The sequence below is a fragment of the Mycetohabitans sp. B46 genome (genome assembly GCF_037389205.1).
Classification (GTDB): Bacteria; Pseudomonadota; Gammaproteobacteria; order Burkholderiales; family Burkholderiaceae; genus Mycetohabitans.
On record NZ_JADBGL010000007.1, the window covers coordinates 118180 to 132996 of the forward strand.

The following is a 14817-nucleotide window of genomic DNA, read 5'->3' on the forward strand; positions in this document are numbered from 1 at the left end:
ATGCCGTCGTGGGTTGCCATGCCGTCGTGGGCTGCCGTGCGGTCGTGAGCCTACGTGTCGTTGTGTCGCCGTGGGCCGCCGTGCGGTTGTTAGTCACCATGCCCGTCAGCCATCATCGCGTCGTAATATGTCGCCGTGGGACCTTGACCCTCCCATCATGGGAAAGCTAATACTGCATTCATCCTGTATCGTGCCCGACATGATGAAAGCCTCCCCAACCTACACGACATCGCTGAATATCGAAGGCATGACATGCGCCTCCTGCGTGACGCGTGTCGAGCGTGCACTCGGCAAAGTGCCGGGGGTGTCCCATGTGGCCATCAATTTGGCCACCGAGCGGGCATCGATCACAGCTGGGTCCGATGTGGCAGTTCCCACACTCGTCGCCGCCGTCAAGCAGGCTGGCTATGACGCGCATCCGACGCCCGAGGCGCCCGCTTCGGCGCCACACGGGAATGCAACGCAGCCGCTGGCGGCGGTGATCGTCTCCGCCTTGCTGACACTACCCTTGCTGGTGCCCATGATCGGCATGCTGGCGGGCAGTGCGCCATCGCGTCCGCCCGGCGAGCCGATCCCGGATATGCAGGCAGTAAGCGGCCACGGGGCGCCGAGCGTGCCGATTCTGCTGCAAGCCGGGCTGGCGACCGTGATCCAGTTCGTGCTCGGCGCGCGCTTCTACCTATCCGGCTATAAGGCCGTGCGAGCATTGTCCGGCAACATGGACTTGCTTGTCGCGCTGGGCACATCGGCCGCTTATGGACTGTCCGTCTACCAATGGGCGACCCACCCCCATGGTGGGGCTCCCCTCTATTTCGAGGCATCCGCCGTTGTCATCACGCTGGTGCTGTTCGGCAAGTGGCTCGAAGCCCGCGCCAAGCGACAGACCACCGCCTCGATCCGCGCGCTGAATGCGCTGCGGCCCGATACGGCTCGCGTGCGCATCGACGGCACTGAACGTGAGCTACCCCTGTCCGACGTGCGCGTCGGCATGCAAGTGATCGTGCGTCCCGGCGAGCGATTCCCGGTCGATGGCCGCATCATCGGCGGCCGCACACACGCGAATGAAGCCATGTTGAGCGGTGAGAGCCTTCCCGTGGCGAAAGACGAAGGCGACACGGTGCACGCCGGCTCGCTGAACGGCGAAGGCGCGGTCGTGCTCGAGACAATGGGGATCGGCGCGCAGACGATGCTGGCGCAGATTATCCAACTGGTGGAGACCGCGCACGCTGCCAAGGCGCCAATCCAGCGACTAGTGGATCGGGTCAGCGCCGTGTTCGTGCCGGCCATTATCGCGATTGCGCTGGTCACGCTGTGCGGCTGGTTGCTCGCCGGCGCACCGGTCCAGCATGCGATCCTGAACGCAGTCGCCGTATTGGTGATCGCCTGCCCCTGTTCACTTGGCCTTGCGACGCCCACTGCCATCCTTGCCGGCACCGGCGTCGCGGCACGACATGGCATCTTGATCAAGGACGCCGAGGCGCTGGAGCTGGCTCATCGGGTTAACGTCATCGCGCTCGACAAGACCGGCACGTTGACCGACGGCAAGCCCGTCGTCGTGGCCTTCGATGTATTAGAAGGCACAGACGAGGATGCGCTGTCGGTTGCCGCCGGTGTGCAACAGCATAGCGAGCATCCTCTGGCGCGTGCAATCGTTACCCTGGCGCAGCAGCGGCAGGTGGTGGCCGCCAAGGCGCGTGACACCCGCGCCATCGCGGGTCGCGGCATCCAGGCAGCGATCGGCGACGCGATCTTTGGCATCGGCAGCACGCGATGGCTACGCGAGCTTCGCATCGCGCCCGACGCGGCGTTGCAAACGCGTTCGGACGCGCTACAGCGGGCCGGCAACACCGTATCGTGGCTGGTGCGCGTCGCGCCTTCGCCTGCCCCGCTGGCACTGATCGCGTTTGGCGACACGGTTAGGCCATCGGCCCAAGCGGCACTCGCCCGGCTAGCCGCATCGGGCATGCGCACCCTGCTGATGACAGGCGACAACGGCGGCAGCGCAACGGCGGTCGCCTCGGCGGTTGGCATCGCCGAAGTGCACGCGGACATGTCGCCGCAGGACAAGGCCGCGATGATCGCGCAGTTGCGCAAGCAAGGCAACGTGGTGGCAATGGTCGGCGACGGTGTCAACGATGCGCCGGCACTGGCCGCCGCCGACTTGGGCATTGCGATCGGCAGCGGCACGGACGTCGCGATGCACGCCGCCGGCATCACGCTCATGCGTGACGATCCCGCACTGGTGGTCGACGCACTGGACCTGTCGCGACGCACCTATCGCAAGATCTGGCAGAATCTGTTCTGGGCTTTTGTCTACAACGTCTTCGGCGTGCCATTGGCCGCGTTCGGGTGGCTCAATCCGATGATCGCGGGCGCGGCGATGGCACTGTCCAGCGTGAGCGTGGTGGGCAACGCGTTACTGCTGCGGCGCTGGCGCGGCAACGCCGCACGGGCGCGCCAGCCCATGTAAAATCATTGGCATGCCCGACACTCCATCCCGCACTCCCTCTGCCCTCGCGGCGCAGGCCGGTCCGCCGGCGGCCGATGTCACGCAGGCGTTGCAGCTCGCGCAGGCGTACTGTCAGGAGCGCGGTGAATCGCTGACACCGCTGCGCCAGAAAGTCCTGTCGTTGCTGCTGCAATCCGGCCGCGCCACCAAGGCCTATACGCTGCTCGACGAGATGCGCAAGATTCACCCGGGCTCCGCGCCGCCGACCGTCTATCGCGCACTCGATTTTCTGCAGTCTGTGGGATTGGTGCATCGGATCGAGTCGATCAACGCGTTCGCAGTATGTCATGACCTGACGCACTGCCGGCACGGCATCCTGATTGTCTGCCAGTCCTGTGGTGCAGTCGCGGAAATCGATGCGCCGGGCGTTCATCACGCGCTGGTGGGCAAGATTGAATCCACCGGCTTTACCCTTGCCCGGGGCGAACTGGAACTTAAGGGTTGGTGCGCGGAGTGCACGGCACAGTGAGCCGCAGATAGTCTGGGTGTATGCTGGGCCCGCGTGCGTTCCACGTTGTCGGGCATCGTGCACGCGCGAAGCGTTAAATCACGCGGCTTTATCAATTCGTGTGACCACGCGATGTGTCTGTCGGGGTACCGAACAGCGAATCGCGCCATCTAACGTGATTCAGCATGACTAACGTCTCGGGCGCCATGTAATGCTCGGTGTCCAGCCCACGCCTTACAGTCACGCCGTTAGCCCCCTCGGGCTTGAGGCGTGGCCGCTCGATCATGGATTGGATCAGAAAACGGTTGAGCTAGTGATGAAATAGCGCTAAATTCGGCGAGGCAATTAGAAAAGCTGCGATGCCATCGGCCTTAGCCGTAAGATCCTATCAAGCGCACCGGGCCAGCGCCGCGCCGCCAAAGACCGCCGGCTCGCGCGGCACGGCTGCGCGTCGTTACCGCTATTGGTGCACCCGGTGCTGCGCAAGAAAACGCTGCAACACGCCGCCCGAATACGCGCTCGCTACTTCGGCAAGAAACGTCGAGAACGACACCGCGGCATGTGCATCTGCGGCATCCGAAATTGTGCGGACCACCGCGCAGCGCACGTCGTACTCGTGACAAACCTGCGCCAACGCGGCCCCTTCCATCTCGACTGCCAGCGCATCCGGCGCGGCCGCGAGCACGGCTTCGCGTGCAGCATGGTCGGCGATGAACCGGTCGCCACTGACCACGAGCCCCCGGTGCACGCGCGGCACGTCGTCGATCACACCACGGTAGCGCTGGACGAGTTCCATGGCCTGCGCGCGCACGAACGAGGCCGCGGCCACTGCGAGCGCGTCCGACAGGCTGTTGTCGGTGCCAAAGCGGGACACGCCGAGCAACGGCACTTCGAATCGCGGAAACAGCGGCGATGCGTCCAAATCATGCTGCATCAGCGCATCCGCGATGACAATATCGCCCACCCGCACCTGCCGCGCAACACCGCCCGCGACACCAGTGAAAATAATGGCGTCAACACCGAATTGGTGGATTAATGCGGTTGCGGTGGTCGCTGCGGCCACCTTGCCCATGCGCGCCAGCGTCACTACGCACGGCATGCCGCGCAGCGTGCCGTGCGCGTATTCGCGGCGACCAAGCGTCACCGTGCGCCAGTCCGGTGCAGCACGCATTTCGTCGATCAGGGAGGCGATTTCCTCCGGCAACGCAGCCATGATGCCGAGCGGACGAACGTTCGATTCTTGTATTGTATTCATAGGTCGGAAGGGACGTTGCTTACACCGGCCAATCCGGGTACGGCCGCCCGTAGGACGAGTCGGACTCCGGCGATGCCGAGCCCGCTAGCATAGCAGGCTCCCGGCCGGACGCGACAGGTGCGCGCTGCATCGCCACGCCGGCAGCGGGCAGGGCCGGCAGTTGCGGTACACTCGCATCCCAGCCGTTCCCGGAAAAAAGCTTGCTGCATGAACCAGCCAAACTACGCCAGCGCAACCATCGACGAGTTGCAGCAACACCTGGCCAGCGTGATATTGCCATTGTGGGCCAGCCGGGGCTTCAATGACGCACTAGGCCTGCCTTATGACGTGGTTGCGCCGCCGGGACAGCCTGCGTTGCCACCCACGCGCTACCGAGCAATGGCGTGTGCGCGCCAACTCTACGTGTTCAGCGCAGCCGGCTGGCACGATCACGCAGACCGCTTGTTCGAATCGCTGCGCAGCCGGTTCGTGGATGCGACACATGGCGGCTGGCACTACAGCATTGATGCACAAGGCGCACCGCAGGAGACGCAAAAAGATCTGTACACGCATGCATTCATCGTGTTCGGTTGCGCGGAATATTTCCGGCACCGGGGCAACCGAGATGCGCTGGATCTGCTCGACGCGACGCTGCATGTGATTGAGACGCGCTTCGCGACCGACGCCGGCCTGTACAACGCGGTGCTGTCCGCCGACTTCCAAACGATCGTTGACGGCCCGCGGCAGAACCCAATCATGCACTTGGCCGAAGCCTACCTGTCCGCCCGCGACGTGCAGCCCGACGCGTGGTTTTCCGATGCGCTGCAGCGTATCGCGGAACGGATGATCGCGACATTCGTACATCGCCCGACCGGCTGCATCGCGGAGCTGCCGATCGGCTGCGACGCCGTGCGCATCGAACCCGGACACCAGTTCGAATGGTTCTATCTTGCGTCGAGCGCGCCGGATGTCTTCGAACGCAGCGACCTACCCGCCTGGCTTGGCTCGGCCTATGTGTTCTCGCTCCGGCACGGCGTGTCGCCCGTCACCGGCGGAGTGTGCGCCGCATTGGACGAGCATGGCCATGTGATCGAGTCAAACGAGCGGTTGTGGGCGCAAACCGAATTCACCCGCGCACTGGCCACATCGCAAGCGCTGCCCGGCACCCGCGACGAGCAAGATGCGCACGTGCCTCTGAAGACGCAGCTCGGCCGTTTCAAGCAGCGTTTCTTGCGCGACTACGGCTGGATAGAATCGATTGCGCAGGACGGCGCCGTGGTGCGCGCGGACATGCCATCAACGACACCCTATCACATGGCGACCATGTACCACGCGGTTGCCTGCTTGCGCACGGGAGCTTGATGCCAGTCCATTCGCTATCCTTTTTAGGGGCCACAGCGATGGCATGCTTCCATGAGCACTTTTCGATCAGTCTATTACCTGGTTGAAGCGACGCCATCGTGAATATGGCGGGCGAGGCCACTGGCAAGCTTATCGACGCGCCACTCGATGATCATGCCTCGTCACCACGGCAGCCATTCGATTATTGCGTCACGAATAAGTTTTCGGCAAGCGGCTACCTGTCGTCCGTCCAGCACGTCGCGCAAGCAAATCCGGCCTTGTCTCCCCACTGCGCGAAACGAAACTCCACGTCCGCCGCAAGATCCAGACACACCGCTCGCAGTGCAATACCAGGTGCATCTCGACCGATCGCTGCCCGGCGTGGTAGCACGCCACCGACGAGGGACGCCCGAACCCACCGACAGCTTGGCGTCCGATCCAATCCTCCATCGACACCCACCGGCCAACAGACAGTACACCCACCGCCAGCCCCTACGTGTTGCGCACCCGTCTCGCTGTGCCAGTCGATAGGCGCATGGCGAGCCGCCTAGCGTCGATCAACGATCGCCCGTAGATTCAGTCGCTCGCTCAGGTCTGACGCCGCTTAATCGAACAGTGTGGCGATCTGCTCCGGTGGCCGTCCGATTACAGCCCGAGAATCGCGAACAACGATCGGGCGTTGCAACAATATCGGATGTTCGGAAACAGCCTTGAGAAGCGCGTCCTCAGTGAGCGAGGTATCGCCCAGTCCAAGTTCAGCGAAGGCCGGCTCGTTGTCCCGAATCATTTCGCGCACCGGTACACCCAACCATGCATGCAGCTGCTTCAAATCGTCGAGTGTAGGAGGAGTTTTCAAATATTCGACCGTCCGGACCTCCTCGCGTCCTGCCAACTCGTCTACCAGCAAGGCGTAGGCGGCACGTGATTTTGAACAACGGGGGTGATGGTAAATCGTAATCATAGATACCTCGGTCGCAACATGAGGAGAGGATGAAGGGCATCATTGTGCCGGGTGGCACTGTGGCGTGCAGGCACATTCGTAAAGCCCCGCGCTATTGCCAATACTTATCCGCTACGCCAGCAGTAACATACAATTTCAATAAAAAATCTAAATTGTTATGATTAAAACAAAATAAAACAATCACTGAGGTTTGTGGCATTGAACCAATCGATGACACGTAAGAGGTAGCCGGTCTGTAGTGAAGCAGTAATACTGCATTAAATTCCTTCTACATCAAATCCCTGACTAATAGCGGTAGCGATGAACTGCCAACCCTTACGGCGCTATGGAGGCATCGAACCAACGGAGGAAGCGAACCTTTATGCGCATAAAGTCCGCTCGGGATGTACTGCGGCAGCCGTCAGCCATTTCATCTGCTTTTTTGACCGGCACAGACCTTCGGCGTTGAGCGCTGGCGCACCTCCCACGCAAAGCGCCTCGCCGAAACGTTTACTTAGCGGCGCTGTACAACAACATATGTCTAAGTTCCGCCAAACATGGCTATGGATTACGCAGGCGCCACTGACCCAATCGTGACGCTGCCCTCTCCGCGGCACCTCCTGCATATTGGAAAATGTCAGAACAAGGTTCACGAGGCCTTCGTCGCGGCGAACGGAGAATCATCAAGCATCGAGTCGGGTTTCTCTTTGCCACTAGGCTGTCACCTCATATCCTCCAGGTGGCGCACCGTTCACTGTCAATGAGAAGCTGCTGATAGAAGACTAGTCGATTTGCAGACCGCGCGACTCCAGCCCGTTGGCTTTTCGTATAGTGCAACCACCAAAGGCCACGCGACACCGCTTATAAAATCTCAGAAAAGCTGTTGCCGATGCCGTTGTTACTCGCAACCTGCTGCCAGAGGCGGCTACGTCATCGTCGTGCCTGTATCGACCACGCAAACAGCACCCGCGCTCGCCCGTGTGGCTCCAAGGTCCCCTCCTAATTTATGCGCATAAAGTCTCGGCTTAACGACATCGTACGAACGAACTATGGATTTTCAATTACAATTTCCGATATACTTCTTAAAGTTTATCTAAGGGAGTAACGAGTGGCAGCCGAAATCATTGCGGTTACTCAGCAGAAGGGGGGCGTTGGCAAGAGCACGATCGCAATGCATCTTGGCGCAGCGTTTCACGAAAGAAAAAAGAAAGTCCTGGTCATCGACGCAGACGGACAAAATACGTTGGTCCACTGGTCCAGCGCCGCCAGTGACGAATCAGGCATTCCGTTCCCAATTGTGAACTTGGCGGAAGCAGGGGGCCAGATTCATAGAGAAATCAAGAAATTTGTCAGCGACTACGATCTCATCATTGTGGATTGCCCGCCGTCGATTACAGAGAAGGTCTCCGGCGTCGTACTGCTGGCGGCCAGTATTGCGGTTGTGCCAACGTCGTCGTCGCCGGCTGACTATTGGTCGAGCGTGGGTTTGGTCAAGCTGATCCAACAAGCGCAAACAATGAACGAAGACTTGAAAGCCGTCTTTCTCCTCAATAAGACCGAGGAGAAACGAATGCTGACACGCGAATTGAAGCGTGCGCTTGAGGAACTGGGCTTTCCACTTCTGAAGACTCAGATCCCGACCCGCGAGTGCTACAAGCAGGCGATGGCGTTGGGGCAGACCGTTTTACAAATGTCGGACCGTGGCGCCAAGATGGCAAGCGCCGAGATCCGAGCCTGCGCCGATGAGATCGCGGCGCTGTTGCAGTGACTTTATGCGCATAAAGGAGCCGTATGAAATCCTCTCAACTCGCCCGAGGCTTCCAGGCACGGCCGGATACGACGACCAGCGAAAAGCGAACAGCACTGGAGCGTCTCAACGCGATTGACACGTGGGTCAAACAGCCAGGTAGCCCTGATACGTCCGAACCGATCGCGATCGCTAAAAAGAACGGGGCGCCCGATCCGTCCGGGGCCGTCACCCCAAGCACTAACGAATCGGCAGCATACCGGGCGTGGCGCACTGCAAATGGATATACGCCGGGACAGGTCATTGAGATCCCGCTGAAAACCATCAAACCCAGTCCCTTCAATCCACGCCATTTCTACCTGAAGTCATCGATTGCCGAGCTTGCCGTCAATCTTGCCAAGCAAGGGCAGCTGCAAGCCATTCACGTTATTCCGGATCATCAAAACCCCGGTACCTTCTTTGTCAGCGACGGTGGCCGCCGCGTGCGGGCACTGAAAGAAGCCAACAAAGAAAATGTCAGAGCAATCGTCGTAGACTTGCCCATTGGCATCGAAAGCTATAGGCTCGGCTATGATCTGAACGTCCAGCGAGACTCGCAAACAGTCTTCGACAACGCAATCGTATGGCGGCGCTTTCTCGATGAGCAGCACTTCCAAAGTCAACGCGAACTTGCCGAACACCTCGGCATTGATGAGTCGACGGTTGCCGTCGCATTAGGCATCGCGAAACTCCCGGAAGCCGTCATGCAGGAAATGGTGGCTAGACCAGATCGGTTTGGCTCCAACATGGCGTACCAAGTTGCCCGATATCATTCCGCCAAGGGTACGGATGCCACGCTTCGATTAATCAACAAGATCGTCGCCGACGACCTCAGCACCCGGCAAGTCGCCGATATCGTCAAGGGCAGGGCAGTGTCTAGCGACGCGCCCAAGCCGCTGCGCCGGCAACGCTACGCGCAACGGCTGGAGATCAAAGTCGGTGGAGCGACGCTCGGCGACTTAAAGTCGTATGGTGACGACCGCCTCGAGTTAAAGCTGAAAGGACTGGCACGCGAAAAGCGTGACGAATTGCTGGCACAGATCGAAGCGCTATTGATGCCGAAAACCTCGGATACTGACAGCCGCAGCATCAACACCGCTGACGCGTAACACCCCGCACGCGCCATCGGCAACGTCTCGCAAGCCGATCATGCCACGGCGCGTGCGTGGTTCAACGTGAACGCGAGCAGATCACCATCCGTCGGCTCGCCCCACGTTTTCAGCGCCAACCAATCAAAAAAGGCCGTCTCGGCGATCTTCGACGCGATGCCACGCTTACGCCATTCGTCCCGCAGGTGAGCGCCCAGCCCCGGCAACGCTTCATCCTCGAATGATTCCCGCGCGAGATCCCGCCCCGCATCATCCTGCTCATCATAAAGCTCACGCGCCTGTTTACGACGATACGCAGCATATTCTGCCATTAGCCGGGCCCTTGGATCTTCCTCCCCAGCAACCTTCTTAACTTGCAGCGCAGGGACTTCCTCAACCGGCGGCGCGTAGCCCTTCTTCAGTGCATCCTTGAATAGCGCCGCAGCACTGCGCACCGCAGGCAGCGTCGTGCTACGCATCCGTTGCTCCGTCATCTGCAACGCGGCGCGAATGCGGTTCTCTTCACTGTCGGCGTACAACGTCTGCGCCTCTTTCAACGGAATTCCGAGCTTGACCATGCGATCGACCAGCGTGCTATCAAACACGTTTGGATGTTCATCGAGCGCTAGCATCGGTTGCTTACGCTCCACGACCCGAAACTGGATTTCCGATACACGCCGCCCTTCACGATGCTCGATCAATTCGACATTGATATTGGTTACCGCATTCACTTCCGCGATGGCGGGCCGCAAATAATCGCGCTTGAAATACTTGTATTCACGCTTGGCTTCATCGCCGGCCTCCGAGTCCGGTGTTCCGGACAGGATAGGACGCCACCACTGCCACGGCTCACGCATCGTAAGGTGACTTGGATTGGTCAAGTAGCGTACGCAAATCTCGTACAGCGCCAGCCCGGCACTGCTACGCAGTTGGCTTTGGAATTGCAGGCTCAAACGGGCATACTGGACCGGGTCGAGAAGCTTCTTCTTGATCTTTGGCGCGAACGAGAACTCAACCCATACGCGCCGGGTGGTTGCGTCCTCGAGAATTTCGGCGTCCGCGATCAACGTTGAAATGCCCCACTTACGCCCCGGTTTCTGGCTCGATGTCCCGGTGCTCCATTCGACCTGCACCGAGACCATTCGACGCAAATGTTCCTTGACCAGCGCCGTGTCATTAGAGTCGAACGCAGAATTCGCGACAATATCCGAAAGCAGCGCCCGATAGGTGTCACCCGACTCATCGGCCTGCTGAGCGACAGCCAACAGCACATTGAACAGCTTGCGAGTCAGCAAGGTAATCTTGCCGCTCTTGGGCTGAATCGCAATGGCTTCGACGGCCTTGCGCAACTCCGAGGAGTTCGGGCTGACGACATCGGTCTTCTTCTTTGCAACGCGGGTGGCCATGTGTCAGGTCCGGACAGTGGTTGCTTGAAGAATACCCGCTATGGTGAGAGCCGTCTACATCCATCGTCTCACCCCTGAGGGGTGAGGTGTCGCGAAAATATCCACCTCACCGCGATATGCTCCCGAAGATCCTCACCTTTAAAGATTGGACTGATACAGTGATGCCCCTTGTAGTCGGGGCTGCAGGCGTATGCATAACCGTCATCCCTCCTGCGAATCCTAAAATTGGGTCCTGAAAAGCCTCACCTTTGACCTGTCGCGAAATTCATACGCTAGCTGAAGCGGGTTGCATGTCCTTGTCCTCAAAGCAATTTTCTTACGATCGCAGATAAGCCAGGAAGGTTATTGCAGGCCTTTCCTGAAAACTCTCACCATTGAACGGCGATCGCCGCCCGGCTGACATGGGATGAGCAGAACAACACGCTCTTATTGTGTGTCAGGGGCTCCCGAAAACCCTCACCTTTGTCGAGGGGAAAGCCGCCACAGTCCTGGGTTGGCCATATAACATGCCAAAAACGCTCGTCACAGCTCTCGAAAAGGGGTACTGACCTGTTAAAACTTCGTGCAACTCTGGGACCACGCACTGTGAGTCCCGAAAACCTTCACCCTTGCACAGGGCATTGAGCAGTGTCAAATCCGGCAGCGTTGCCCCCTCCTTCTGCCCTGAGGCCCCGAAAAAGCTCACCTTCATAGCATAACGGCGATAATTCTGCTCGCAGAATCCCTTATAAATCAAACACTTTATGGAAGGCGATTGCTCACACTGCATACGAAACGGACGAATGGCATCGAATGCTCACGCCGGCTAATCCCGTAAAATCTCACCTTGTTGCCTGGCCACGCCCACCGAACGGCCTATCTAACCTGCAATCTGGCTCCCGAAAAGGCTCACCTGACGGTATCACCACGCGCAATTGAGCGAAATATTCAGGCTAAAAGTCCCCCTCAATAGCCTCCATGCCGCCCCAGAACCGAGCTATCGTGTTCGAAGGGGAGAACTACCGCCCCCGAAAAACCTCACCTTTGCAGCGCCACGATACGCAAAACACCATTCACCTTATGTCTACTCCCGTATTGGCTCACCTTAGTCAGCGCTCAGGTCCCGAAAAACCTCACCTTGCACAATAATTAAGCAACGGAAGACGGCTTCGCACGTCGAACACCACCTCCCGAAAAAGCTCACCATAATGTTTGCGAGCCCAATATCCGAGCACGTCAACACTTTGCTGGCTGGGGATCTGCGCGGGTATCCTCCTGAAACGTCTCACCTACAGCCGTCAGGACTGCACGGCCCGCCCCCGAATCCGCTCACGATGTTTCCCGTCATGCCTCACCAGACTCCCCGAACCCTATCACCGTCGTATCCCGAGAGGTCTCACCTAAATTCCCGAAAACCCTCACCTTGATGCCCGGAAAGCCATGCTGGATAAGGGTTTGAGCTGGCGTTAACGTTTTTAAAGATACTTCTAGGTGTTTTTATTAACTAACTCTAGGAACCCCGTGAGACCCTGAAAAAAACAGTCATGGACACAACGTGTGGCGATGACCGCCTGTACTGATACCACTATCGAAGTAGCAAACGCTACGCTTCTCCTCTTCAGTTGGTCGGAACTCTGCCGATGCATAACGGAATTAAAGAGCTTGGCCAACGATGTTGGTCACGCTTGTGAAACATTAAGTAAAGTCCCGCGTGATGCGCTAAATGTATGAAAAATAACGGTATTACTGACAGCGGGGATGAATGTTTCACGCCGATTCTAGGTCCACTGACCCAACATACTGTGATCTAGCCCCATGGCATGAAGGGCAATACTCAGTGAACCAATTGGTAGCGAAAACTACGTAATTTGTTATGATCGTTCCAGTTGATCATACGGGGCTGCTCTGATGAATGACGAAGACAAGCAGGCAATACGGGATGAACTGGAGAGCCTAAAAGCCCAAGGCACCCGGCGTCGCGAATTGTCACTGCACGCATGTAAACGTCTGTTTTTCGATCACGCGGTCCGTCCGACACTGGCCAACGTTCGAGATTTGACCGGTGTTGGTAGTGCCAGTGATATTCCAAAAGATATCGAGTTTTTCTGGGAGCGAGTACGCGACACGTCGAAGGTGCGGATCGACACCGGTGTATTGCCGCCAGCGCTGCACCGCACCGCTGGCGAGCTGCTTCACAGCCTTTACGATGCCGCACTTGCCACAGCACGGGACGAACTGGCGCAAGAACGGGTCGGGATGCAACAAACTATCGCCGCAGCAGAGCAAAAAGTCCGGGATGCGCAACTGTTGTATGAGCATGCCCGTGCTGAATTACAACGGCATCATGCCGCATGGACGGAGGCCGCGCTCAAAGAAGGAGAAGCGGCCGAACGGCTAGCGACCGAACGGGCCATGGCTAGGCGCGCGCACGAACAAGTCGCCGTGTTGGAAGGCCGGTTGGCGGATAGCGAAGCAGAGATTTCAACATTACGCAACAAAGTCGAGTCGCTACAGACCGAGCTAAAGGCTTGCACGGAACACTATGCGGCCGAGATCAAGGACGCTATCGCGAACGCTGAGCGCCGGGTCAAGCCGCTGCTGGTCGAACTAGACGCACTCCGTTCTGCCGCGTCTTCGTACCAAACCGGCTTGCGCGAGCAAAGTCGTAAGGAATTCGAGCACATCCAGCAACTAGCGGCAATCAAGGCGCGTGCCGACACGCTGCAAAACCAGCTAGATACAAAATCAGACGAAGTTGACCGGTTAAGTCGGCAAATAGAACAGTTTCGCGTACAAGCGGGCGTACCGTCGGCACTTGGCAAATTGGTTGCAGACTTAGCGCTGGCTGGCCGTCTCACCCATGAGGAAATTGCGTCGATTGGTACCGCTGTTGACGGTTACGTCGCGCTACCATCGACATGTGCGGTATGCGGTGATGCGGAGCTTGAACTGTATGAGCACGATGGACGTTTTGAATTGCAATGTCCAGCGTGCGAGCGCACCTCCGGCGAAGCCCCTTCTCGGCTGTCCGCCTATAACCGATTTGCCGCTGCAGTCTCACCATGGCTATCAGGCTAAACGTGGGACAAGCGGCTTACAACACTGCCAGCCTGACGGCTGGCGACACAGCTAGGCCGGAGCGATGTGCTGCCGCAAGGCGTCACAGTGCACTCAAAGGTGAGGTTTTTCGGGAGCTACCCTTCGGTGCACTGTGGGTGGCCGTGCGCGCACCTGGACAAGCTATAAAAGGACATTGCGGCGCCGGATAACGTATAAGGCAAGCTTTTGCAGAAGATAAGGTGAGCTTTTACGGGACAGCGATGGAGGAGCTTGAGCTGAAAACCACGGTGAGAATCTTCGGGGGTTAAAAGGTGAGCTTTTACAGGATCAGAGCGCGAGCCGACACGGGGGAGCTGCAGCCGACGATTCCTTGTCGTCGCGCTGTTGCCTACATAAGCAAAGGTGAAGGTTTTCGGGACCTATAGCAAAGCTCGGGCAATGCGTTTCATGTCGCGGATATCATCTTCTCTGCAGGAGTCAGCAGAACGCGAAGGGTTGGGTAAATAGCCGCTAGCCAAAACCCCTTCCGTCGACATCTCGGTGTTCACGCATCGACAACTCTTGGGGTGTTGCGTAACAACCGGTTGTTCAGTACCGGAATCTATCTGCATGACTAGAAAATGGCCTTTGCCATGCGTGGCAAAACTTGGCAAATCATGTATATGCGCACGATTTGTCCCGAGAAAAACAGCAACATGGACGTTGATAGCAGCGCAAATAGCAGAATCCCGTGCAAAAAATCGGAGAGATGCCAACCATTGCTGGCCTCAAGTTTATATCGGATAGCTAATTTTTAAGAGATAGAGAGCAGTTGGCGCGAATGTGGCTTTTACAGATAAGGTGAGGATTTACGGGAGAAGGGGAGGCTTCATCGGTGAGCTATGATCATGACTCACCGACGTGAACAGGGCCCATGTTGCCGTCCAAGTCTATCCGGCCCCAAACTCGCAGTTGCTATTTTGCGTCCGTGCCGGGCAGCGTGGGGATGTCGTGTGGGCCGACGGTCCGCGCGGGATGGTACGGCGT

9 protein-coding genes are annotated in these 14817 nt (G+C 58.5%); 6 read left to right on the top strand and 3 right to left on the bottom strand.

The features are described from left to right. Window positions 1-199: 199 nt before the first annotated feature. Together IHE30_RS09675 and IHE30_RS09680 are read left to right on the top strand one after the other, a co-directional pair. Window positions 200-2470: a heavy metal translocating P-type ATPase gene (locus IHE30_RS09675; RefSeq protein WP_337690173.1), complete on the top strand. Its 2271-nt coding sequence runs from the start codon at window positions 200-202 to the stop codon at window positions 2468-2470. A 10-nt stretch (window positions 2471-2480) separates the two neighbouring features. Next, window positions 2481-2978 (top strand): Fur family transcriptional regulator, encoded by a 498-nt coding sequence (locus tag IHE30_RS09680; RefSeq protein ID WP_337690175.1) that lies wholly within the window; start codon window positions 2481-2483, stop codon window positions 2976-2978. Window positions 2979-3417: 439 nt separating this feature from the next. Here the strand turns inward: IHE30_RS09680 and IHE30_RS09685 are convergent, their stop codons facing one another. Further along, window positions 3418-4212 carry a 5'-methylthioadenosine/adenosylhomocysteine nucleosidase gene (locus IHE30_RS09685; RefSeq protein ID WP_337690176.1) on the bottom strand — a complete coding sequence of 265 codons (795 nt, stop codon included), beginning with the start codon at window positions 4210-4212 and terminating at the stop codon, window positions 3418-3420. A gap of 207 nt (window positions 4213-4419) precedes the next feature. Between IHE30_RS09685 and IHE30_RS09690 the strand changes: the two genes are divergently transcribed. Further along, window positions 4420-5553: an AGE family epimerase/isomerase gene (locus tag IHE30_RS09690; protein ID WP_337690178.1), complete on the top strand. Its 1134-nt coding sequence runs from the start codon at window positions 4420-4422 to the stop codon at window positions 5551-5553. A gap of 583 nt (window positions 5554-6136) precedes the next feature. Here IHE30_RS09690 and arsC read toward each other — a convergent pair. Further along, a complete protein-coding gene (arsC, locus tag IHE30_RS09695; RefSeq protein ID WP_337690180.1) occupies window positions 6137-6493 on the bottom strand; it encodes an arsenate reductase (glutaredoxin) in 357 nt (118 codons plus the stop codon). Between the two features lie 1087 nt (window positions 6494-7580). Between arsC and parA the strand changes: the two genes are divergently transcribed. After that, window positions 7581-8240: a ParA family partition ATPase gene (parA, locus tag IHE30_RS09700; RefSeq protein WP_337690182.1), complete on the top strand. Its 660-nt coding sequence runs from the start codon at window positions 7581-7583 to the stop codon at window positions 8238-8240. 23 nt (window positions 8241-8263) lie between these two features. Further along, the gene (locus IHE30_RS09705; RefSeq protein ID WP_337690184.1) at window positions 8264-9367 is read left to right on the top strand and encodes a ParB/RepB/Spo0J family partition protein; all 1104 of its coding nucleotides are present in this window, start codon (window positions 8264-8266) and stop codon (window positions 9365-9367) included. Between the two features lie 38 nt (window positions 9368-9405). Here the strand turns inward: IHE30_RS09705 and IHE30_RS09710 are convergent, their stop codons facing one another. Further along, a complete protein-coding gene (locus IHE30_RS09710; RefSeq protein ID WP_337690185.1) occupies window positions 9406-10752 on the bottom strand; it encodes a replication initiation protein in 1347 nt (448 codons plus the stop codon). A gap of 1887 nt (window positions 10753-12639) precedes the next feature. On the opposite strand from IHE30_RS09710, the gene IHE30_RS09715 reads away from it, so the two are divergent. After that, window positions 12640-13809, top strand: coding sequence for a DNA-binding protein (locus IHE30_RS09715; protein WP_337690187.1), 1170 nt, complete (start codon window positions 12640-12642; stop codon window positions 13807-13809). Window positions 13810-14817: the final 1008 nt, after the last annotated feature.